At 62.1% G+C, this 21797-nt stretch carries 23 protein-coding genes and 1 tRNA gene; 16 read left to right on the forward strand and 8 right to left on the reverse strand.

Translation table 11 applies throughout. The features are described from left to right. The first annotated feature begins 51 nt into the window (after positions 1 to 51). A complete protein-coding gene (locus tag IFT98_RS16300; protein ID WP_122713342.1) occupies positions 52 to 1164 on the forward strand; it encodes an enoyl-CoA hydratase/isomerase family protein in 1113 nt (370 codons plus the stop codon). Positions 1165 to 1211: 47 nt separating this feature from the next. Here the strand turns inward: IFT98_RS16300 and IFT98_RS16305 are convergent, their stop codons facing one another. Continuing rightward, entirely contained in the window at positions 1212 to 1607 is a 396-nt protein-coding gene (locus tag IFT98_RS16305) for a hypothetical protein (RefSeq protein WP_192050790.1), read from the reverse strand. A 221-nt stretch (positions 1608 to 1828) separates the two neighbouring features. On the opposite strand from IFT98_RS16305, the gene IFT98_RS16310 reads away from it, so the two are divergent. The 3 genes from IFT98_RS16310 (at position 1829) to IFT98_RS16320 (ending at position 2977) form a co-directional block, all read left to right on the forward strand. Next, positions 1829 to 2038, forward strand: a complete 210-nt coding sequence (locus tag IFT98_RS16310) for a cysteine-rich CWC family protein (protein ID WP_192050841.1) — start codon at positions 1829 to 1831, stop codon at positions 2036 to 2038. Positions 2039 to 2045: 7 nt separating this feature from the next. Beyond that, entirely contained in the window at positions 2046 to 2738 is a 693-nt protein-coding gene (locus IFT98_RS16315) for a pseudouridine synthase (protein WP_192050788.1), read from the forward strand. Positions 2739 to 2903: 165 nt separating this feature from the next. Continuing rightward, positions 2904 to 2977, forward strand: a tRNA-Gly gene (locus IFT98_RS16320). Between the two features lie 135 nt (positions 2978 to 3112). Here IFT98_RS16320 and IFT98_RS16325 read toward each other — a convergent pair. Continuing rightward, complete coding sequence (locus tag IFT98_RS16325; protein WP_192050786.1) at positions 3113 to 3727, reverse strand: LysE family transporter; 615 nt, start codon at positions 3725 to 3727, stop codon at positions 3113 to 3115. A gap of 140 nt (positions 3728 to 3867) precedes the next feature. Between IFT98_RS16325 and IFT98_RS16330 the strand changes: the two genes are divergently transcribed. Both IFT98_RS16330 and IFT98_RS16335 read left to right on the forward strand, forming a co-directional pair. Further along, positions 3868 to 4323: an Lrp/AsnC family transcriptional regulator gene (locus IFT98_RS16330; RefSeq protein ID WP_192050785.1), complete on the forward strand. Its 456-nt coding sequence runs from the start codon at positions 3868 to 3870 to the stop codon at positions 4321 to 4323. Between the two features lie 199 nt (positions 4324 to 4522). Then, complete coding sequence (locus IFT98_RS16335) at positions 4523 to 4744, forward strand: PLDc N-terminal domain-containing protein (protein WP_192050783.1); 222 nt, start codon at positions 4523 to 4525, stop codon at positions 4742 to 4744. Between the two features lie 73 nt (positions 4745 to 4817). Here IFT98_RS16335 and IFT98_RS16340 read toward each other — a convergent pair whose 3' ends face one another. Then, positions 4818 to 5258: a VTT domain-containing protein gene (locus IFT98_RS16340; RefSeq protein ID WP_192050781.1), complete on the reverse strand. Its 441-nt coding sequence runs from the start codon at positions 5256 to 5258 to the stop codon at positions 4818 to 4820. Between the two features lie 368 nt (positions 5259 to 5626). Here IFT98_RS16340 and IFT98_RS16345 point away from each other — a divergent pair, with 368 nt between their 5' ends. Together IFT98_RS16345 and IFT98_RS16350 are read left to right on the forward strand one after the other, a co-directional pair. Beyond that, on the forward strand, positions 5627 to 6208 hold the full coding sequence (locus tag IFT98_RS16345) for an AAA family ATPase (protein WP_192050779.1): 582 nt from the start codon (positions 5627 to 5629) through the stop codon (positions 6206 to 6208). Positions 6209 to 6308: 100 nt separating this feature from the next. Next, complete coding sequence (locus IFT98_RS16350) at positions 6309 to 6623, forward strand: hypothetical protein (protein WP_122479390.1); 315 nt, start codon at positions 6309 to 6311, stop codon at positions 6621 to 6623. 98 nt (positions 6624 to 6721) lie between these two features. On the opposite strand, the gene IFT98_RS16355 is transcribed toward IFT98_RS16350, so the two are convergent. Next, positions 6722 to 7792, reverse strand: coding sequence for a glycerophosphodiester phosphodiesterase (locus IFT98_RS16355; RefSeq protein ID WP_192050778.1), 1071 nt, complete (start codon positions 7790 to 7792; stop codon positions 6722 to 6724). A 140-nt stretch (positions 7793 to 7932) separates the two neighbouring features. Here IFT98_RS16355 and IFT98_RS16360 point away from each other — a divergent pair, with 140 nt between their 5' ends. After that, positions 7933 to 8952, forward strand: coding sequence for a DUF4917 family protein (locus IFT98_RS16360; RefSeq protein WP_192050776.1), 1020 nt, complete (start codon positions 7933 to 7935; stop codon positions 8950 to 8952). Between the two features lie 22 nt (positions 8953 to 8974). On the opposite strand, the gene IFT98_RS21085 is transcribed toward IFT98_RS16360, so the two are convergent. Together IFT98_RS21085 and IFT98_RS16370 are read right to left on the reverse strand one after the other, a co-directional pair. Then, positions 8975 to 9187, reverse strand: coding sequence for a response regulator transcription factor (locus tag IFT98_RS21085; RefSeq protein WP_342214176.1), 213 nt, complete (start codon positions 9185 to 9187; stop codon positions 8975 to 8977). Positions 9188 to 9272: 85 nt separating this feature from the next. Beyond that, complete coding sequence (locus tag IFT98_RS16370) at positions 9273 to 10478, reverse strand: class I SAM-dependent methyltransferase (RefSeq protein WP_192050772.1); 1206 nt, start codon at positions 10476 to 10478, stop codon at positions 9273 to 9275. 223 nt (positions 10479 to 10701) lie between these two features. Between IFT98_RS16370 and bglX the strand changes: the two genes are divergently transcribed. From bglX to IFT98_RS16395, 5 genes are all read left to right on the forward strand, one after another. Next, the gene (gene bglX / locus IFT98_RS16375) at positions 10702 to 12993 is read left to right on the forward strand and encodes a beta-glucosidase BglX (RefSeq protein ID WP_192050770.1); all 2292 of its coding nucleotides are present in this window, start codon (positions 10702 to 10704) and stop codon (positions 12991 to 12993) included. Positions 12994 to 13017: 24 nt separating this feature from the next. Then, the gene (locus IFT98_RS16380; RefSeq protein WP_192050769.1) at positions 13018 to 14772 is read left to right on the forward strand and encodes an ATP-binding protein; all 1755 of its coding nucleotides are present in this window, start codon (positions 13018 to 13020) and stop codon (positions 14770 to 14772) included. Next, entirely contained in the window at positions 14769 to 16097 is a 1329-nt protein-coding gene (locus tag IFT98_RS16385) for a sigma-54-dependent transcriptional regulator (RefSeq protein WP_192050767.1), read from the forward strand. The genes IFT98_RS16380 and IFT98_RS16385 overlap by 4 nt, the downstream gene beginning before the upstream one ends. A gap of 159 nt (positions 16098 to 16256) precedes the next feature. Beyond that, complete coding sequence (locus tag IFT98_RS16390) at positions 16257 to 17576, forward strand: MFS transporter (protein WP_192050765.1); 1320 nt, start codon at positions 16257 to 16259, stop codon at positions 17574 to 17576. A 96-nt stretch (positions 17577 to 17672) separates the two neighbouring features. Next, positions 17673 to 18299 (forward strand): flavin reductase family protein, encoded by a 627-nt coding sequence (locus IFT98_RS16395; RefSeq protein ID WP_192050763.1) that lies wholly within the window; start codon positions 17673 to 17675, stop codon positions 18297 to 18299. On the opposite strand, the gene IFT98_RS16400 is transcribed toward IFT98_RS16395, so the two are convergent. Together IFT98_RS16400 and IFT98_RS16405 are read right to left on the reverse strand one after the other, a co-directional pair. After that, entirely contained in the window at positions 18292 to 18531 is a 240-nt protein-coding gene (locus IFT98_RS16400) for a hypothetical protein (protein WP_192050762.1), read from the reverse strand. The two genes, IFT98_RS16395 and IFT98_RS16400, sit on opposite strands and share 8 nt — an antisense overlap. Positions 18532 to 18573: 42 nt before the next feature. Continuing rightward, positions 18574 to 18912 (reverse strand): putative quinol monooxygenase, encoded by a 339-nt coding sequence (locus IFT98_RS16405; RefSeq protein WP_192050760.1) that lies wholly within the window; start codon positions 18910 to 18912, stop codon positions 18574 to 18576. A 311-nt stretch (positions 18913 to 19223) separates the two neighbouring features. Here IFT98_RS16405 and IFT98_RS16410 point away from each other — a divergent pair, with 311 nt between their 5' ends. Both IFT98_RS16410 and IFT98_RS16415 read left to right on the forward strand, forming a co-directional pair. Next, positions 19224 to 20153 carry an AraC family transcriptional regulator gene (locus IFT98_RS16410; RefSeq protein WP_122479402.1) on the forward strand — a complete coding sequence of 310 codons (930 nt, stop codon included), beginning with the start codon at positions 19224 to 19226 and terminating at the stop codon, positions 20151 to 20153. Between the two features lie 125 nt (positions 20154 to 20278). Then, positions 20279 to 21787, forward strand: a complete 1509-nt coding sequence (locus IFT98_RS16415; protein ID WP_342214178.1) for an MDR family MFS transporter — start codon at positions 20279 to 20281, stop codon at positions 21785 to 21787. Positions 21788 to 21797: the final 10 nt, after the last annotated feature.

The raw sequence follows: 21797 nt of genomic DNA on the forward strand, positions 1-21797 counted from the left end.
CCCTTCGCGGTCATCGCTGCGCTGCTGCCGCCCCTTTGATGCGAGGTCAGGATGGATTTGAATTTCGAAGAACTCAGCGCCGGCAATGGCGCGCGGATCGGCGTCGCCTCCCTGAATGCGGAGAAAACCCTCAATGCTCTGACCTTGCCGATGCTCGAAGCGCTCGCGGGAAAATTCGATGAGTGGGCGCAGGATGATCGGGTGGTCTGTGTGGTGCTGCGCGGCGAAGGCGAAAAAGCCTTTTGCGCCGGTGGCGACGTACGCAGCCTGGTCCAGGCCTGCCGCGCCCACCCCGGTGAAGTGCCGCCGCTGGCCGCCCGATTCTTCGCCGCCGAATACCGCTTCGACTACCGCCTGCACACCTACCCCAAGCCAGTGATCTGCTGGGGCCACGGCTACGTACTGGGCGGTGGCATGGGCTTGCTGCAGGCGTCGAGCATTCGCATCGTCACGCCGAGCAGCCGCCTGGCCATGCCCGAAATCACCATCGGCCTGTACCCGGACGTGGGTGCCAGCGGATTCCTCTCGCGCATGCCCGGCAAGCTCGGCCTGTTCCTGGGCATGACCGGCGCGCAGATCAACGCCCGCGATGCCCTCGACCTGGGCCTGGCCGACCGCTGCCTGCGCGACGACCAATACGAAGACCTGCTCGACGGCCTGCTGCAGCTGAACTGGCAGGAGCAGACAGCCATGCAGCTGAACAGCTTGCTCAAGGCCCTCGAGCACGATGCGCGCGACAGTGCCCCAGCAGCGCAATGGCTGCCGCGCAGGGCCGCCATCGACGCCCAGCTGGACGTCAGCGACGCGCCTGGCGCCTGGCATGCACTGGTGCAATGGCAACGACACGACGACCCCTTGCTGGCCAAGGCTGCCGGCAACCTCGCCAAGGGCTGCCCGCTGACCGCGCACTTGATCTGGGCGCAATTGGCCCGTGCCCGCCACTTGTCGCTGGCCCAGGTGTTCCAGATGGAATACAGCCTGAGCCTGAACTGCTGCCGCCATCCCGAATTCAGCGAAGGCGTGCGTGCGCGCCTGATCGACAAGGACAACCAGCCGCACTGGCACTGGCCCGACGTCGACCATGTACCGCAGGCGGTGGTCGAGGCGCATTTCAGCAAGGCCTGGGAAGGCCGTCATCCGCTGGCCGACCTTTGCGATTACTGAATGGCAGGTGAAAACGAAAACGGCGCCCCTGAGGGCGCCGTTGCTGGCTAGTGTCGACCACCACGGCCCGGGCCGCGGTCGGAGCCTCGACCCCGGTTCCAATCCTGGCCGTAATGCCGCGCCGGCCCGTCGCGCCAACGTGGGTCGGGGCCGCGTCCCGGCCTGAAACCCGGCCGGTAGTGCGGCGCAGGCGGACCGTAGTAGCGCGGTGGCGGCACCGCGTAATACCGTGGTGAAGAAAAGTAGCGCGGCCCCTCGTAGTAGCGCGGCGCCGGCGTCACGTAGTAACCGCTGCCATAGGGCTGGCTGTAGGGGTAGTAGCCGCCTCTCGGCGAGCTGTCCACGGAATAGACTTCGGTGCGGTAGTAACCTCCCCCTCCATAGGGCACACAGGCACTTGTCAACAAGCCCAATACCACGATCAAAAGAGCTCTAGGGGACATAAGCGGCCTCCTGGACCGCGAGGGGGATCGAACCAGCACGACTGGTCGTTACCCGGAACGGTGGTTCTGGGCATAACTCAGACAGCAGGAAAGATACTGCATTTCACTCGGCAATAAATTGATACAAAGCGCTCTGCGTTGACGCTTTTCGCCGACCCGCAGGGCGCTGAAGTAGAATGCCACGTTCATACCTTCACGGATCGCTCATGACCACGCTCGCGCTGACCGACAGCCGCCTTTGCCCAGCCTGCGGCGGCCGCAACGACTGCACATTGGCCGATGCCAAGACGGCCGCACAGCCGTGCTGGTGCTACACGGTCAGCATCGACCCCGCTGTGCTGCGGGCTTTGCCCGAGCATCTGCGCAACGCCGCCTGCTTGTGTCCGCGCTGCGCGCGGGTGAATGAGCAACTGTCTGAGTCGGGGGCATAGCGCAGCGATGCGTCTGGACAGATTCCTTTCCAATTTCGAACGCTTCAACCGGCAGCAGGTGCGCCTGGCCTTGATCGCAGGACGAGTACAGGTGGATGGCAGCGTGGTCCGCGACCCGCTGCACGCTGTCTCTGAGTTCAGCGAAGTACGGCTTGACCAGACGTTGTTGCAGGCCGGCTATCCTGCTCGCTACCTGATGCTGCACAAACCACCTGGTTGCGTCAGCGCCACGCAGGATCCGCAGCATCGGACCGTTCTTGACCTGCTCGAGGTGCCCGACAAGCACCAGTTGCACATCGCCGGGCGACTGGATTTCAACACCACCGGGCTGATGATCCTGACCAACGATGGGCAATGGTCACGCCGCCTGACCCAGCCGGCCACCAAGCTGCCCAAGGTGTACCTGGTCGAGACCGAGCAGGTCATCGAGCCCCATTATGTAGAGACGTTCGCCAAGGGCATCTACTTCGCCTTCGAAGACCTCACCACCCTGCCCGCCCACCTCGACATTCTCGGCCCGCGCGTGGCGCGCCTGAGCATCGTCGAAGGGCGTTACCACCAGGTGAAGCGGATGTTCGGCCACTTCCAGAACAAGGTGCTCACGCTGCACCGCGAGCGCATGGGCGCGCTGATGCTCGATGACAGCCTGCAACCCGGCCAGTACCGCAGCTTGAGCGCAGAAGAGATCGGTCTGGTTTGAGGGGGATCGCGCAGAGAAACGAAAATTATCGCTTCAAATTGCCAGGCGCTTCTGGTACAAAGTCAGCCGCCCGGAGCAGGTGTCGAAAGACGCATCGCACCGAGGTGGCCAAGCTGGCAATCGAGTTCGCAATGAACTGCCAGCGGCACGGAAACAACGCGTTATGCGGGTATAGTTTAGTGGTAAAACGAAAGCTTCCCAAGCTTTAGTTGAGGGTTCGATTCCCTCTACCCGCTCCAGTTTCACCCAGTATTCACGGCCCTTTCAGGCGAATCCGCTCTGCCCCCAGCCCCTCGGAATCTCTTCACCGCCCTTGAGCCCAACGTTCATAGAAGCTTCAAGAAGTTGGTCTGTTCAGACATGTGGATACCTTTTCAAACAGCCAGCCGCTCAGCCGCGAGAACGACAGCAATCACAATCATTGCGACCCCAGAGAGCCGGCTTACATTGAGAGCGGCACCGGGTCGAGAGCTGAGTACTGCGCGGGCACCATATCCCACGGCCAGATATACGACGCCGCAACTCAATGCATGAATTAGCCCCAGCGCAAGAATTTGAGCTGCAACCGGCCAGGGGGCAGATGAATCAGTGAACTGGGGTAGCAAAGCCAAGAACAACAACAGCACTTTCGGGTTGAGGCCGCTCACACAAAGCCCCTTAACCGCCGAGGTCATCCAGCCTCCGTCATCTGCGGCGTCTCCCTGGGTGGGCATTGCCGGCCTCAACAGCATGTTGATGCCAAGCCATAAGAGATAAGCGGCGCCCATCAGCGTAAGTGTCAACAGCGCATAAGGTATTTTCACCAGCACGCCACCCACACCCGCCGAGACGATCAATGTGGCGAGAACATGGCCACAGAGCATACCCAATACTGCCGGCACGGTACGGCCTCGCAAACCCGCTGAAATAGCGTAAGCCCAGTCCGCCCCAGGCGTGATGACAAACAGAAACGAAACGGCCCAAAAGGCCATCATCATAGAAGCGCTCACGATCGATCCTTCCTCTTGCCCATTACCAGTACGGCGCCTTTGGCCCTGGTGGAAACTGAGAGAGAAGGATAAAGAAAGCCTCGTGTTATTATCTTGCGTAGTTACTCGCAGGACCCAGGGGCTGTGGAAGGTTTTACGAAATGGATCGGATCGATAGGCAGATTCTTGCGCAGCTACAACAGGATGGTCGCCAGTCACTCACTGACCTGGCCGAGCGCGTGGGGTTGAGTTTATCCCCTTGCCATCGGCGCGTTCGAGCTCTGGAAGAGGCTGGAGTGATCAAAGGATATCGCGCCCACCTCTCTGCACCCCAGTTAGGACTCAATTTCTCTTCGCTTGTGTTTGTTACTTTGCGGGAAGGACACCAGCAGGCTGTAGCAGATTTCGAAAAGGCTTTGCCAGGCATCCCCTACATCGTCCAGGCGCAGAGACTGTTTGGCGATCCGGACTACCTACTCATGGTGGTAACCGCAGATCTTCCCGCGTTTCAGAGACTTTATGACGAAGCGCTATCGAGGCTGCCAAATGTACAGCGGCTGACCTCGACCTTGGTAATGAAGCACATCATCACAGATCGCTCACTGCCATTGGACTGAGCGCCGCGAATCCGATCATATCAATTCGATTTAACCGCACGCTCACTCATAAACACGCGAGATGAGTGCGTCGGGCGCTTGCGCGGCGGTGATTACCGTGAGGAATTGGAAGGTACGTTGATCGCCAGCTGGAAATGATCGGGAACTTGCGCAGATCGGTACCCCTCTCGTGTAGGTGATTGCTCAGGAGTGATAAACCATGGAAACCTCGATTTTCTGGGCGGCGTCCGCCGTGATCGTTCTGTTGCTGGACGCTTGGGTACTGACCAGCGTCTGGCGAAGCACCAAAGGCTCCGGCACGAAGCTGGGCTGGACGGTGCTGATCTTTGTATTGCCCCTTGTCGGACTCGCTATCTGGGGCATCGCCGGGCCGAGAGGTGTTGCCATTCCGCCAACATCGGATAAACACAGCAAAGGCTGATGCCGATCCTACCCATCTGATACTCGTTGACTTGTATTTAATTCGCCATTCCCAGGCGTTCGGCTGAAGGCGTTCATATCGCCCAGCCAAGCGTGATCGCGGTCAGTGCCAAATAGCGGAACGCCTTGGCCAGCGTAACCACGACCAGAAAACGCCAGAGCGGCTCACGCATGACGCCAGCGATCATAGTGATGGGATCACCGATGATCGGCACCCAGCTGAACAAGAGCGCCCAGCGTCCGTAGCGCAGGTAGGCATTCTGCGCTTTGTCCAAGTGGCGCTCACCGATGGGAAACCAACGGCGGTGCCGAAAACGCTCGATAGAGCGGCCCAGGTACCAGTTCACGACAGAACCCAGCACGTTGCCCGCCGTGGCGATCAGTACGAGCGACACCGTTGCGTAGTGTTGCGAAACAAGCATCCCCACCAATACCGCTTCCGATTGCAAAGGCAGCAGCGTGGCGGCACCGAACGCGACGATGAAAAGGCTCGCATAGCTGGTCAGTTCGAACACATTGTCATCTCACGCAACAGGCCTGGTGATAGGTTGAACGCTTCAAACAGGGGTATCTGCAACAGCTTGCAGGTTTCAAGGACAGATAGCGTCCGGGCGGCACCGCATAGTGTGCAAACCGTTCCATTAGCACCAGCTATACAGATAAACAAGATGCAGACACGGCGCAGTTATCAGCACAGATTCGATGCTCGCAACCTTGCGAAGCCTGCCCGCCTGGCGCCGTTCATTTCTCGATCAAACAGCCAGTTACGCCAACTCAATCAGAAAACTACCCTACATTGCGAAGAAATTTCTGACACTTACGTTGACGGTCCAGTTACCCATCCTTTCAAGTAATACCCTCTTACTTGATAAGGACATCCATCATGATCATCCTGGTAGCCGGTATTCATGGCGTGGGAAAAACCTGGCATTGCGAGCATTACGCGCACCGTCGGGGCGTGTTGCACAGCAGTGTGGCGGGCTTGGTCAGGCAGGTGCTGGCCTGTGTGAAATGGAGCGATGATCGCTATGCGACCAATCGAGACCGCAACCGCCAGGCGCTCGAACTGGCTGTCACCAGTATTGCCGCCAGCGGCAAGTCACTGCTGCTGGAGGGAAACGCTGCATTGATGGGCAAGCGACCGCGGTCGTCAGGCATTGATCTGACAGCGTTCGAGCGGCTTTCCCTGAGGGCGATTGTGTTGCTGGAGAGCGATCCGTGGACGGTGTTGAAGCGGTTGCCGGCCAGTCACGCTTCGCCGACCGAGGTCGAGGTGTTCCAGCACCAGGAGCGCGAGAGCGCGCGAGCCGTTGCGCGCCACCTGGATATTCCACTGATGCTGCTGCGCGATTGCAGTGATCACACCTTTGGCCAGACCCTGGATGCCTGGCTGAAGCGCGGGCAGCCGATTTCCATCGATTCGGCCCGAAGCCAGCCACCGGGCTTTCATCGCCAGTACCGCTGAGAAGAGGTGCCACGGCGACGTGCCGCTCGTCGCCTCGACGGCACCTTGCGTGCAAGACGCTGGCCCAATGCTTGTACCCCAATCACTGCGGAGATGCACCATGATGATTAGCAAAAAGCTTGCCTCGCTGGCTCTGGCCGGTCTTCTGTCGGCCTCGTCGTTCGCGGCGATTGCGGCATCCAATGACAGCAACCCTACTGCCACGCCGGAAGCACCATCGGGCAAGCAGGTCATTCCAGGCACCGACAAATCGCCCGACAATGGCAACGCCACCGGTATCGACGGCAAGACCGGTTCCATGAGCCAGGGCGCAGACGCCGGCACCACCGACGGTGGCCCTACCCCGATGGGCGCGACCAAAGGCGATGGCAGCTCGGGCAACAGTGGCGGCAACGGCAGCGGCGCCGGCAAATAAGCCCACCCCAGCCTCTGCAGCGGCGCGAATTCTGCCCTTTAAATTGCCAAGCGCAATTGCAAGGTCAACCGGATTCGCGCCGTTGGCGTTTCTGCAGGTCAGTAACCGTTGCGTTGAAGAACCTCGATCACGGATTCAGCCGCAGGACGCTTGTAGAACTTCAGCAGCTCGCTGGTCCGGTTGGTGAAGATGCCATCCACGCCTGCGTCACTGACTTTCTTGAAATCGACCGGCTCGTCCACGGTATACACGTGCACCAGAAGGCCTTTGTCGTGGGTCAGCTTGTTCATCCACGGCTGGACCAGGTCCATGTAGCTCTGCTCTCCCCCCTCGTTCAAAGCGGCCGAAGGGCCGGTGCCCACCGCACCGTTGGCTTTGGCGATGTCCAGCCACCGCTCGAACTCGGCACGGTCGCGGGGTCGTTGCTGGGCGTAGTAAGCCGCTTTGTCCTTCATGCCGGACGCTGCGAACGTCACCTTGGATTCGGGTTCGATGCTGCCCTCGCCTACCCATAGCAGCAATACCTTGGGCACCTGCGGCATTTCCTTGGCCAGCAGTTCCAGGCTGCCCTTTTCGAACGTCTGCAACACGACCCGGTGCTGACCATCGAGCCAGCCTCGTTGCGCAAGCTTGGCCTTGAGATCGCGCTCGATACCAGGAAACTGCTGCGGCACCTTGGTTTCGATATACACCCCAGGCGTGTGCGTAGCGCCTTGCGCCACGTCGAGCACCTCATCCAGGGTGAGAATCTGCAAGCCTTTGTAGCTGTCACGGGCGCGCTCGGGGTGCGCTGCGTTGAACCAGCTGCCGGCATCCAGGGTTTTCAGCTCCGCCAGGGTAAAGTCACTGGCCGGCTTGTCCTTGCGCTCGGGAAATTTGCTGGCGATGTCGGTGGTGCGCAACAAAGTATCGTCGTGCAGTGCGATCAGTTGCCCGTCGCGAGTGCGCTGCACATCGAGTTCCAGATAGTCGGCGCCCAGGTCACGGGCCAGCAGGTAGGCCGGCAGTGTCGATTCCGGCGCATCGAACGAAGCACCTCGATGGGCAATGACCGCTGGGTGGGGAATGTTGGCGGCGTGAGCCAACTGATCGGGAGTTTGCCCCTGGGCCGAGGCAGCTGCGCCCATGGCAGCGGTGAGGCAGAGCGTCTTGTACAGGTGTGCCAACATGTGTAGTCCTTCCACGGATGATCGAAAACGGCGCGGCTTGATGCCGGTGAACCGACCCAGCATAGACGGCGTCGGATGACAGGACATGGCGTGATAGAGTCGCGCCCTTGCCCAAGACACGAGTAGAACGAATCATCACCATGGCACATGACACCTTCGACGCCCACCTCGACGATTGGCAAACCCTGCATACCCGTCAGCCTGCACAAAGCCTGTTGCTGGGCAACGGCGCCAGCCGCGCAGTGTGGCGCAGCTTCGCCTACGATGGGTTGTTCGAGCGCGCGCAAAAGGTGCGCAACAAGCCCTTGAGCCTGACCGACCTGGCCTTGTTCAAATCGCTGCAGACCCGCAGCTTCGAACAGGTGCTGGCGGTGCTCAACAGCACCGTTCGGGTCAATGCCGCCCTGGCGATCAGTTCGACTGCCCCGCTCAATCGCTACTATGCGATCAAGGAAGCGTTGATCCATGCGGTGCGCAGCGTGCACATTCCCTTTCGCCTGCTCGATGAACAGCGCCTGGCCGCGCTCAACCTTGCACTACGCGCGTTCGACACGGTGTACAGCAGCAACTACGACCTGCTCTGCCCCTGGGCCGTGCAGCACGACCCGCAGGGTTTTGCCGAGCTGATGGACGTGGACACCGGTTTCGACATTCGCCACACCGCCGCCACAGGCTGCCGCATGCTGTACCTGCACGGCGGTCTGCAGCTGATCAAGAACAGCGACGGTACGACCCGGCAACGCACCGCCGAGGGCGAAGCCTTGCTCGACGGGTTTGCGATCAACACGCCTGGCGACGTGCCGTTGCTGGTCAACGAAGGGCCCAGTGCGCAGAAGCTGCGCACCATTCGTGATTCGGACTACCTGAGCTGGTGCCACGGCGAGTTGAGTCGGCAAGATGGCACCTTGTGCATCTTCGGCCACAACCTGGACAGCGACGATGCGCACATCCTTCAGGCGCTGCGCCTGGCGCCTGCGCAGACTTTTTATGTGTCGATCTTCCCGCTCAGCGATGCCTGGATCATCAGCCAGAAACAGCGCTTCGAAGAGTTGTTCGCCGGCTGCGGCAAGGCGCTGTATTTCTTCGACGCGACCAGCCATGGCCTGGGCAGTGCGCAATTGAACGTGGCCGTTCCTGCGGTATTGAAGAAGCGTCGTTGAAGACTCGAGCGCAACCAGGCGCTCACCACAGCGATATCAGACCTTTCTGCAGCGCCAGCAGCACGGCCACGCTGCGCGAGCCCACGGCGAACTTGCGGCGAATGTTGGCGAAATGGAAATTCACCGTGGCCTCGGAGCAGGCCAGTATGCGTGAGATTTCCCACGAGGATTTGCCCCTGCCACTCCAGACGAGCACTTCCTGCTCGCGCGGCGTCAGCTTGATGTCGAGCGTCACTGCGAACTCCAACCCTTGACTTGAGCCTCATGGTGGCGCTCGTCAGGGGTGGGTCACAATGCCGGCGACTTGTAGTCCCGATGCCTCACAGCGCCTGGCCCAGCAGGCCGTCTTCCTGCAGCAGGGTCTGCAGACGCTGCTCGCGAATGCCGTAGAACGCCTTCAACTGCTCGATCTTCGCCAGCGCCTCGGCGGACGGGCCGGATGTGTCGCGCTTGACCGCCAGAATCATCTTGTTCTTGTTGGTGTGTTCCAGGGAGATGAACTCGAACACCTTGGTCTCGTAGCCACAGGCGTCCAGCAACAGCGCGCGCAAACTGTCGGTGACCATCTCGGCCTGCTGGCCCAGATGCAGGCCATATTGCAGCATGGGCTTGAGCAGGCCCGGGCTTTGGATCTGCAGGCGGATTTCCTTGTGGCAGCACGGCGAGCACATGATGATCGCCGCGCCACAGCGGATACCGGTGTGAATGGCGTAGTCGGTAGCGATATCGCAGGCATGCAAGGCGATCATCACGTCGATCTCGCTGGGCACCACCGAACGCACGTCGCCGCACTCGAACACCAGCCCCGGATGTTCCAAGGAGGTGGCAGCCGCGTTGCACAACTCGACCATGTCCGGACGCAGTTCGACGCCGGTGACCTGGGCCTGACGCTGCAGCGAGTTGGCCACATAGTCATGGATGGCGAACGTCAGGTAACCCTTGCCCGAGCCGAAATCGGCGACCCGCACGGGCGCGTCTGTCCTGGCCAGCACGGACGAGGCGAAGGCGTGGGAAAACACCTCGATGAACTTGTTGATCTGTTTCCACTTGCGCGACATCGCCGGGATCAACTGCTGCTGCTTGTCGGTGACACCCAGGTCCTGCAGAAACGGCCGGCTCAGCTCCAGGTAACGCTTTTTCTCCCGATCGTGACCCAACTCCGGCGCGGCCCGCTCCTGCTGTTGCTTGTTGCGGTGCAGGCTGGCCTTGTTCTTCTTGCTGAATTCGAGCTGCAACTCGTCGGTCAAGGTCAACAGGTGGGCGTTCTTGAAGGTGTCGGGCAAGGCGTCGGCAATGAACTGCTGGCCATCGGTCAGACTGAAGTTCTTGGTGATGTCACGCGTCTTGTAGCGGTACACGAACGACAGGCACGCTTCACCCTTGATGGTCGCCAACTTGACGATCAGCCGCTGCAGGTCCAGCTCCTGGCCGACATGGCGAGCCAGCACCAGCTTGATGAAAGCGTTCTGCGCCAGGCTGGTGTCGAGCAGGGCAAGGAAGTCGGCGCGTGGGTCGGTGACGGGCATGGCGGGACGGATCTCGGGTGTATTCAGGCAGGCATTTTAGTGGCTGTGGATCGACTTGGGGGATTTGATTGGATGCCGCTTGCGCGGATGCATTTGTATCAATCCCGGCACCCGACTGGATTGAAGCGCTCCGATACGTTAAAACACCTCCGGCAAACTATAAAAACACTGTCACCCGTAATCGGCTGCGGCATCCCTGCGGTAGGCCAGAGAGAAGAACTCAATGAACAAGCTGTGTCTGCTGGGTGTCGTCGTCGGCCTGGCCTTGCAAACCGCGTATGCCGATAGCCCTTCCCAAGGTCCGCAAAACAAGGATGCATTCGTTGCCGACCTGCTCGCACGCATGACCCTGGACGAGAAGATCGGCCAACTGCGCCTGATCGCCATCGGTGGTGAAATGACTCACCAGCGCATCGAGGCGGAGATCGCCGCAGGGCGCATCGGCGGCACTTTCAATTCGGTCACTCGTGCGGAAAACCGGCCCATGCAGGATGCCGCGCAGCGCAGTCGCTTGAAGATTCCCATGTTCTTCGCCTACGACGTGATCCACGGTCACCGCACGCAGTTTCCGATCAGCCTGGGCCTGGCCGCGAGCTGGGACATGGAAGCCATTGCCTTGAGCGCCAGGACCTCGACCGCCGAAGCGGCGGCCGACGGTATCGACATGACTTTCGCGCCGATGGTCGACATCTCTCGCGATCCACGCTGGGGCCGCATCAGCGAGGGATTCGGCGAAGACACCCACCTGGTGTCGAAGATCGCCCGGGTGATGGTGGAGAACATACAGGGCCCCAGCCCGGCCAACCCGGACCGAATGATGGCCAGCGCCAAGCATTTCGCGATGTATGGCGCGATCGAGGGCGGGCGCGACTACAACACCGTCGACATGAGTCCACAACGGATGTTCCAGGACTACCTGCCGCCTTATCGCGCCACGGTCGAAGCAGGCGCGGGTGGCATGATGGTCGCGCTGAATTCCATCAACGGTGTGCCGGCGACTTCCAACACCTGGTTGATGCAGGATGTGCTGCGCAAGCAGTGGGGGTTCAAGGGCGTCACCATCAGCGACCACGGTGCCATTCATGAATTGATCAAGCATGGCGTGGCCAGCGACGACCGAGAGGCGGCCAAGCTGGCCATCAAGGCCGGCGTCGACATGAGCATGAACGACCAGGCCTACGGCGAACAGCTGCCGGGACTGCTCAAGAGCGGCCAGATCAGCCAGGCGGACATCGACAATGCGGTGCGCGAGGTGCTTGGCGCCAAGTACGACATGGGCCTGTTCGCCAACCCGTACCTGCGCATCGGCAAGGCCCAGGACGACCCGGCCGATGTCAACGCGGAAAGCCGCCTGCATCGCGCCGAAGCGCGTGATGTCGCGCGCAGGACGCTGGTGTTGCTGAAGAACCAGAAGCACACGCTGCCGTTGAAAAAGGACGCCCGCATTGCCTTGGTCGGCCCCCTGGCGGACGCGCCGGACGACATGCTCGGCAGTTGGTCGGCGGCCGGCGTCGCCGGGCAATCGGTGACATTGCTCAGCGGGCTGCGCAATGCCGTGGCCGACCCTGCCAAAGTGACTTACGCCAAGGGCGCGAACCTGACCGATGACCGTGCGACGCTGGACTTCATCGCCCATTTCAACCCCGAGCACATCAAGCAGGCGATCGATCCACGCTCCGGCCAGGCCTTGATCGACGAAGCGCTGGCAGCCGCACGCGATGCCGATGTGATCGTTGCCGCGGTGGGCGAATGGCGCGCCATGACCCATGAATCGGCCAGCCGTGTCGCACTTGACCTGCCGCGTACCCAGCAGGCCTTGATCACCGCGCTGCGCGCCACGGGCAAACCGCTGGTGCTGGTGCTCATGAATGGCCGCCCGCTGACCATTGGCGAACAACAGCGCCAGGCCGATGCCGTGCTGGAAACCTGGTACAGCGGCACCGAAGGCGGCAATGCCATTGCCGACGTGTTGTTCGGCGACTACAACCCGTCGGGCAAACTGCCGGTCACTTTCCCGCGCTCGGTTGGCCAGGTGCCGCTGTACTACAGCCACTTGAGCATCGGTCGACCGTTCACGCCGGGGCATCCAGGCAACTACAGCTCGCAGTATTTCGACAGCGAGCAGGGCCCGTTGTACCCCTTCGGCTACGGTCTGAGCTACACCGATTTCAGCCTGTCGGACGTCAGCCTGTCGAGCAAGCGCCTGAGCCGCGACGGCAAGGTGACAGCCAGCATCAATGTCCGCAACGTCGGCAAGGTCGCCGGCGAGACCGTGGTTCAGCTGTACCTGCGCGATGTCGCTGCCTCCATGGCCCGACCGGTCAAGGAGCTCAAGCATTTCCGCAAGGTGATGCTCAAGCCGGGCGAAAGCCAGACCCTGACATTCGATATCGTCGAGGGTGATCTGAAGTTCTATAACCAGCAACTGGTTCGGGCCGCCGAGGCCGGGCAATTCACCGTGATGATCGGGCTGGACTCCGAGGACGTCAAAGAGGCGAATTTCGAGTTGTTGTAGGTCGGCAACGGCTAGACAGCGCCCGTGATCGGTTCGCGTGCCTTGCGCCTGGCCATCATCGTGCTGGTCATCGTGGCCGGCACGTTGTTGTCCGCCGTCTGGGCAGGCCGCCACGCCCAGCAGCTGGCGCAGAATGAAGAGGCGGCACGCAGCAATGGCCAATTGGCGCTGTACGCCAACGGCCTGCACACCCTGATCGAGCGCTATCGCACCCTGCCTGCCGTACTGGCGCTGGACCCCGAACTGCAGCACTCGCTGCGCGAGCCTATCGATCCCGCCACCCAGAACCGGCTCAACCGCAAACTTGAACGCATCAACGCGGCGGCGCGGTCGTCGACCCTGGAACTGCTCGACCGCCAGGGCCTGGCGGTGGCGGCCAGCAACTGGCGTCTGCCGACCAGCTATGTAGGCCACAACTACGCCTTCCGCCCCTATTTCAGCCAATCGATCAGCCAGGGCAGCGGGCGTTTCTATGCGGTGGGCGTGACCAGCGGCATTCCCGGCTACTTCTTGTCCAGTGCGATCAAGGACGCTCGGGACGGTTTTCTCGGTGCCATGGTGGTCAAGCTCGAACTGCCCGAACTGGAACAGGAATGGGCGCAGGGGCCCGATACCTTGCTGGTCAGTGACGCGCGCGGGGTGGTGTTCATCGCCAACCGGCCGGGATGGCGGTATCGCACCTTGCACCCTTTGAGCGAGGCCGACCGCGCCGAACTGCAGCGCACCCGTCAGTATCACGATCAAGCCTTGCAACCGCTGGATCATCAGGTGCTGGGCAGCCTCGATGGCGCGGCGCGGCACGTGCGCGTCAACGGCCCTCAAGGCACGGCCGACTACCTGTGGGCATCGTTGCCGATGGCCAGCGAAGGCTGGACCCTGCACTTGCTCAAGCCTCCCATTGCAAGTACCGAAGACAGCCGCAATGCCGCGCTGGCAGCGGCCGGCCTGTGGTTGAGCCTGGTGTTCGGTGGCCTGTGGCTGAACCAGCGTCGCCGCCTGGCCGCCCTGCGCCAGCGTGGTCGCGAGCATTTGGAATCTCTGGTCAGGGCACGCACCCGGGAATTGCGCGATGCCCAGGAGGGCTTGGTCCAGGCGGCCAAGCTGGCGGCATTGGGGCAGATGTCGGCGGCCTTGGCCCACGAGATCAGTCAGCCGCTTACTGCGCAGCGCATGCAGCTGGCGAGCCTGCGGATGTTGCTCGATCAGGACCGCATCGACGCCGCGCGCCAGGCCCTGGCGCCGCTGGAACAGATGGTGGCGCGCATGGCGGCGCTGACCACCCATTTGAAGACCTTCGCGCGCAAGAGCCCGGCCGGCGTGCGTGAACGACTCGACCTCGCGCAGGTGCTCGATCAAGCCTTGCAGTTGCTGGAAACGCCTCTGCATACGGCAGGTGTACGCTTGCACTTGCAGGTCCGGCGGCCGGCCTATGTCCGCGGCGACGTGATTCGCCTCGAACAGGTGCTGATCAACCTGTTACGCAATGCGCTGGACGCCATGACCGGAGTGCCTGCCAAGGATATGCACATCAGCCTGCAGCTTCATGGCGAGCAGTGGCAGCTAGAGATTGCCGACAGCGGTGGCGGCATCGCCAGCGAGCACATCGAACACTTGTTCGACCCGTTCTTCACCACCAAGCCAATCGGCGAAGGCCTCGGCCTGGGGCTGGCGGTCTCTCTGGCGATCGCTCACGAACACGGCGGCCAGTTGAGCGCGGAAAACCTGCCACACGGCGCACGTTTCACCCTTGCCCTGCCCATCGATACGGAGCCTGCATGAGCAATCAAGTGATGGTCATCGACGACGAAGCGAGCATTCGCGACGCCGTCGAACAGTGGCTGGGCCTCAGCGGCTTTTCGGTGCAGCGCTTCAGCCAGGCCGAAGACTGCCTGGCGCAGCTGCCGGCAGACTTCGCCGGGGTCATACTCAGCGATGTGCGCATGCCGGGCATGGGCGGGCTCGGCCTGCTGGCACAGGTCCAGGCTCGCGACCCCGAGTTGCCGGTGATTCTGTTGACCGGGCACGGTGACGTGCCGATGGCGGTGCAGGCCATGCGCGAGGGTGCCTACGATTTTCTCGAGAAGCCTTTCAGCCCGCAAAGCCTGTTGACCAGCCTGCAGCGCGCCCAGGACAAGCGTCGGCTGGTCCTGGAAAACCGTCGCCTGCACAACCGGGCCGATTTCAGCGAGCAACTGCAGGCGACCCTGCTCGGTGCCGCGCCGGCCATCGCGCAGCTGCGCCGCCAGGTATTGGATCTGGCGCAATTGCCGGTCAACGTGGTGATTCGTGGCGAAACCGGCAGTGGCAAGGAATTGGTTGCGCGGTGCCTGCACGACTTCGGCCCACGGGCTGGCAAACCGTTCGTGGCACTCAACTGTGCCGCCATTCCCGAGGCGTTGTTCGAGGCCGAACTGTTCGGCCACGAAAGCGGTGCGTTCACCGGCGCCCAGGGCAAGCGCATCGGCAAGTTGGAGTACGCCCACGGCGGGACCCTGTTTCTCGACGAAGTGGAAAGCCTGCCCATGGCTCAGCAGGCCAAGCTGTTGCGTGTGCTGCAGGAGCAGAAACTCGAGCGCCTGGGTTCCAACCAGAGCATTCCCGTCGACCTGCGGCTGGTCGCGGCGAGCAAGCCCGATCTGCTGGAGCAGGCACGGGCCGGGCTGTTTCGCGAAGACCTGGCCTATCGGCTGAATGTCGCCGAACTGCGCCTGCCGCCATTGCGCGAGCGACGCGAAGACATCGTGCGGCTGTTCGATCACTTCACCGCGGCGACCGCGAAGCGTCTGGCGCGGCGGGTGCCGCCGGTCAATTCGGCACAACTGGCCCAGTTGCTCAGCCACGACTGGCCGGGCAATGTCCGCGAGCTGGCCAATGCTGCCGAACGACATGTGCTGGGTCTGGCCGCGCCTGCGGCTGAAACGGCCAGCGCCCGGCTGTCCCTGGCGGCACAACAGGAAGCTTTCGAAGCCCAGTGCCTGCGCGCCGCGCTGGCGCGTCACCGTGGCGACATCAAGTCGGTGATGGAGGAACTGCAACTGCCCCGGCGCACCCTCAACGAAAAGATGCAGCGTCACGGCCTGGTTCGTGAAGATTTTCGCGAGTAGGCAAGAATCCGCTCACTCCACTTCTCGTATCGGCAAGAATCCGCCGGCTTTTTTCGCGTCCCCCTCTGAAAGCGGGGGTGCAGCGGCTGGCACGGCTCCTGCTATTGCCTTGGCAAGCGCGAACCAACGCGCTACCAACAATAATGAGAAGGATCCAGCATGGATAACTCCAACACCCTGCCCGCCGGGGCAACCGCTGCAACCGCCCCGCCTCGCACCACCGCCAGCCGCGTCAAGTCGATCTTCAGTGGCTCGGTCGGCAACATGGTCGAATGGTACGACTGGTACGTCTACGCGGCATTCTCGCTGTATTTCGCCCAGGTGTTCTTTCCCAAGGACAGCCTCAACGCGCAACTGCTCAACACCGCCGCGATCTTCGCCGTCGGCTTTCTGATGCGGCCCATTGGTGGCTGGCTGATGGGCCTGTACGCCGACCGCAAGGGCCGCAAGGCAGCGCTGATGGCTTCGGTGCTGCTGATGTGCTTTGGCTCGCTGGTCATTGCGCTGACGCCGAGCTACGAGACCATCGGCATCTGGGCGCCCGTGCTGCTGGTACTGGCGCGGCTGATGCAAGGCCTCTCGGTCGGTGGCGAGTACGGTACGTCCGCCACCTACCTGAGCGAGATGGCCACCAAGCAACGGCGCGGCTTCTTCTCCAGCTTCCAGTACGTGACCCTGATCTCCGGCCAGCTGATCGCGCTGGCGGTGCTGATCGTGCTGCAGCAGACACTCACCGAAGAACAGCTGCTCAGCTGGGGCTGGCGTGTACCGTTCGTGATCGGCGCGCTGTGCGCAGTGGTGGCGCTGTGGTTGCGCCGTGGCATGGAAGAGACCGACTCCTTCACCCAGAAAAAGGAATCCAAGGAAAGCACGATGCGCACCCTGCTGCGCCATCCCAAGGAACTGCTGACCGTGGTCGGCCTGACCATGGGCGGTACCCTGGCCTTCTATACCTACACCACCTACATGCAGAAATACCTGGTCAACACGGTGGGCTTCAGCAAGGCGGACTCGACGGCCATCTCGGCGGCCACGCTGTTCCTGTTCATGTGCCTGCAACCGCTGGTCGGCGCCCTCTCCGACAAGATCGGCCGACGCCCCATCCTGATCGCGTTCGGGGTACTGGGCACGGTGTGTACCGTTCCCATCCTGACCACGCTGCACACCATTCAAACCTGGTGGGGTGCGTTCTTCCTGATCATGGCGGCGCTGATCATCGTCAGCGGCTATACCTCGATCAACGCCGTGGTAAAGGCAGAGCTGTTCCCCACCGAGATCCGCGCGCTGGGCGTGGGTCTGCCCTATGCACTGACCGTATCGATCTTCGGCGGAACCGCCGAACTGATCGCGCTGTGGTTCAAGCAGATCGGCATGGAAACCGGTTACTACTGGTACGTGACCGCCTGCATTGCCTGCTCGCTGCTGGTGTACGTGTTCATGAAGGACACCAAGACGCACTCACGGATCGAAACGGACTGAAGCTCAGCATGCCTCCGCCGCCAAGGCGGGGGCAGTTGCACTGGCCGCCATGGCCGACGCACACTGGGGGCACCTGAACGCTGAGGATTGCCCCTGATGTCGGATGACACCTACTACTACGAGCCCGCCAAGGGCCATGGTTTGCCCCACGACCCGTTCAACGCCATCGTCGGCCCGCGGCCCATTGGTTGGATCTCTTCCCACGACCGTGAAGGTCGCCTGAACCTGGCGCCGTACAGCTTCTTCAACGCCTTCAACTACACGCCGCCGATCATCGGTTTCGCCAGTGTGGGACGCAAGGACAGCCTGAACAACATCGAACAGACCGGCGAATTCGTCTGGAACCTGTCTACTCGTGCCCTGGCCGAGCAGATGAACCAGAGCTGCGCCGCGGTCGGCCCCGAAGTCGACGAGTTCGAACTCAGTGGCCTGCACCATGCACCGTCGACAATCGTCAGCGTACCGCGGGTGCTCGCAGCGCCGGTGTCGTTCGAGTGCAAAATGACCCAGATCATTCAGCTCAAGGGCGTCGATCAGCAGGAAGTGCCCACCTGGCTGATCCTGGGCGAGGTGGTGGCGGTGCACATCGCCAAGTCATTGCTCAAGGACGGGGTCTACGACACGGCCGCTGCCGGTCCGATCCTGCGCGGTGGCGGTCCGGCCGATTATTTCGAGATCGGTCCGCAGGCGCTGTTCAAGATGCACCGGCCACAGGTCAAGTAACGTCGAAGACCGGTTCGCCGTCGTCGTCGACATTGCCCAGTGTCGACAACACCTCGGCGGCGGCGCCATCGGCCTCGTGCGCGGTACGAAACGACTGGCCGTCGAGCACCTTGTGAAACCGCGGCGCACCACCGCCCTGCAGGGCCTTGATGGCGATGGCGGCGTGGTAACTGCCTTCATTCGGCACTACCGCCGAAACCGCTTCGTGATGTTCGAATACCTTGCGTGCCATGACGTACCTCGCAGCTATGCAAAAGCCACGATTGTACGCAGCTCAGGCCGCGCTGGCCTGTTCGATCGCGGCATCCTCGAAAGTGTGCAGATCGAGGCTGGTGACCAGCAGGCCCTGGACCAGGTCGGAGAACACCTGCATGCCAGGCGACTTGAACCAGGCCGTCATCGCGGCGTGATCGCGCCATACGCCGGCCACCTGCCAGAGTCGCTCGTTGCCATGGCTGCGCTGGACAGCGAAGTGCAGGCAGCCCGGCATGCCCAGCGCAGGCCGCACCAGTGCCGACAAGCCCAGCCCGACCTGTTCGGAATGCCCGTGCCGGGCGGTGACCAAGGCACAATGACTGACGGTAGCAAGGCTGACGGTAGAAAATGAGTTCATGCTCGACTCTCCCTGATTGAACGGTCTGCGGTGAACAAGGTTGCAGCGACAACGTTACGCAACCCCGGACCACAGGGGTTAGCCGTTTCCTGTCAAGGTCTTGCCCGATCCTGCAGGGTTGCAGTTTCGATCAATCCATGTGGCCTTGTGTGGCGGTTTTCATGTCTGTACGCAGAATGCACGCACCGGTTCGGACAAGGCCCGCATGCAACTTGGCAGGATTGGGCAAGCATCCTGCAGCTATCGTCTACCCTTGGCATTAAGCGCGGATTATCCTCGTGGTCATGTGATGCACAGATCATGGAGCCTGCATGAAACCCGCCGCACCTGCTGCCCTGCCCCTGCACCCTGCCCTGGAACGAAGCCGCTGCGAACTTGCCGAGCGCATTGCCCGTGGCGCACAGGCACCGGGCTGCCATGGCACCGCGATCAGTGGCCTGCACCTGGTACGTTATGAAGAGTGCGTGCAGTCTTTCCCTGCATTGGTACAACCGGCGCTGTGCATCCTCGCCCACGGCAGCAAGGAGGTACGCCTGGGAGAGGAGCGCTATATCTACGATCCGCTGAATTTCATGGTGGTATCGGTGGCCATGCCGATCTCGGGACGAATTCTGGACGCCAGCCCCGGCGACCCCAGTCTGTCTTTGCGGCTGGACATCGACCCCGACGAAATCAACGCGGTGATCGCCGACGCCGGACCGCTCGGCGTGCCTTCGCGCTCGACCCAGCGTGGCCTGTATGTGGAGCAGATGGACACGGCGTTTCTCGACGCCGTGCTGCGCCTGGTGCGGCTGCTGGAAACCCCGAAGGACATTGCCGTGCTGGCACCCCTGGTGCGGCGGGAGATCCTTTATCGGCTGCTGGGCGGACAACAGGGTCACCGCTTGTATGAAATCGCCGTAGCGCACAGCCAGACGCACCGGGTCAGCCAGGCCATCGCCTGGATCAATCGGCATTTCCAGCGCAGCCTGCGCATCGAAGACCTGGCTCGCGAGGTCAACCTGAGCGTGTCGACCCTGCACCACCGCTTCAAGGCGGTGACGTCCATGAGCCCGTTGCAGTACCAGAAACAGCTGCGCTTGCAGGAGGCTCGTCGACTGATGCTCAGCGAAGATCTCGACGCATCGGCCGCCGGGTATCGAGTGGGCTACGAGAGTCCTTCGCAGTTCAGCCGCGAATACAGCCGGCATTTCGGCGCACCACCGGTGCGTGACCTGGCGCGCCTGCGCATCAGCCTCTGATGTCACGCCGGCAGGGTTGGCAAAAAACCCGAGGTCATCAATAGAACCGATAGCTAGCTATCAAGTACACTCGAAGACAGCAGCCCGCGGCCATCTTGCCTGGGCGTCTTTTTGCAGGCCTACCTGTGACCGATCTCAGCCACTCCCCACCGGCCATCAAGAGCATTCTGGTAGCCTTGATGCTGGCCATTTTCCTGGGAGCCCTCGACCAGACCATCGTCGCGGTCTCCCTGCCAGCGATCTCCGCCCAGTTCAACGACGTCGACCGCCTGGCGTGGGTGATATCCGGGTACATGGTAGCCATGACCGTGGCCACGCCGATCTACGGCAAGCTGGGCGACCTGTACGGACGCCGACGCATGATTCTGATCGGCACGGGATTGTTCACCCTGGCCTCGCTGTTCTGCGGCATGGCGCAGAGCATGGAGCAACTGGTGCTGGCCCGCCTGCTGCAGGGCGTCGGCGCTGGCGGCATGGTTTCGGTCAGCCAGGCGATCATCGGCGATGTCGTGCCGCCGCGCGAACGTGGCCGCTACCAGGGCTATTTCAGCAGCATGTACGCTGCCGCCAGCGTGCTGGGCCCGGTACTGGGCGGCTACATGACCCAGTACCTGTCGTGGCGCTGGGTGTTTCTGATCAACCTGCCGCTGGGCGCGTTCGCCTGCTGGTACGCCAACCGCAAGCTGGCGGGGCTGCCCATACCGCAACGTACGCCGATCATCGATTACCTGGGTACGGTGCTGATGATCATCGGCCTGAGCACCTTGCTCATGAGCATCACCCGCATCGGCCAGGGACATGGGCTGGACGACACGCAGGTCTGGGCCCTGCTGGTGATTGCCGTGGCAGCGCTGCTGGGCTTCGTCTGGCATGAACGACGCTTTCGCGAACCGCTGCTGCCGATGCATTTGTTTGCCAACCGCGCAGCGGTGCTCTGTTGGTGCACGGTGTTTTTTACCAGCTTCCAGGCCATCGGCTTGAGCGTGATGATGCCCCTGCGCTTCCAGACCGTCACCGGTGCCGGCGCGGACCAAGCGGCCCTGTACCTGTTGCCGCTCGCGTTGGGGTTTCCGATCGGGGCTTTCCTGGGCGGACGTCGTACGTCGCAGACCGGGCGCTACAAACCGATCATCCTGACCGGGGCGTTGCTCGCTCCGCTGGGCATTCTGGGCATGGCGTTCAGTCCGCCGGACAATCTGCCGCTCAGCGTGACCTTCATGCTGTTGACGGGCTTCGCCTGCGGCCTGCAGTTTCCCACCTCGCTGGTCGGCGCGCAGAACTCGGTGCAGGCCAGGGACATCGGCGTGGCCACCAGTACCCTGGCCTTGTTTCGTTCGTTGGGCGGCGCCGTTGGCGTGGCTTGTCTGTCGGCGTTGCTGCTGGCCATGCTACACGGTGTGCAACTGGCGGACGGTGCCTTGAGCGGCCATGGGCTCGAGGTAATGACCGACAACGTGCTGCTGACCGGGCTCAACGCCGCCGCAGGCCCCGCCCGCGATGCCTTGCGCATGGAACTGGCGCAGACCTTCCAGCACCTGCTATGGGCCAGTGCGGGTATCTCGCTGCTGGGAGTGGCCGTGGCACTGGCGCTGCCCAACCTGGAATTGCGCGGCCGTGGGCATGGTGAGAAGTAGCTTGTGCGAA

It is taken from the genome of Pseudomonas sp. CFBP 8770, assembly GCF_014841705.1.
Lineage (GTDB): Bacteria > Pseudomonadota > Gammaproteobacteria > Pseudomonadales > Pseudomonadaceae > Aquipseudomonas.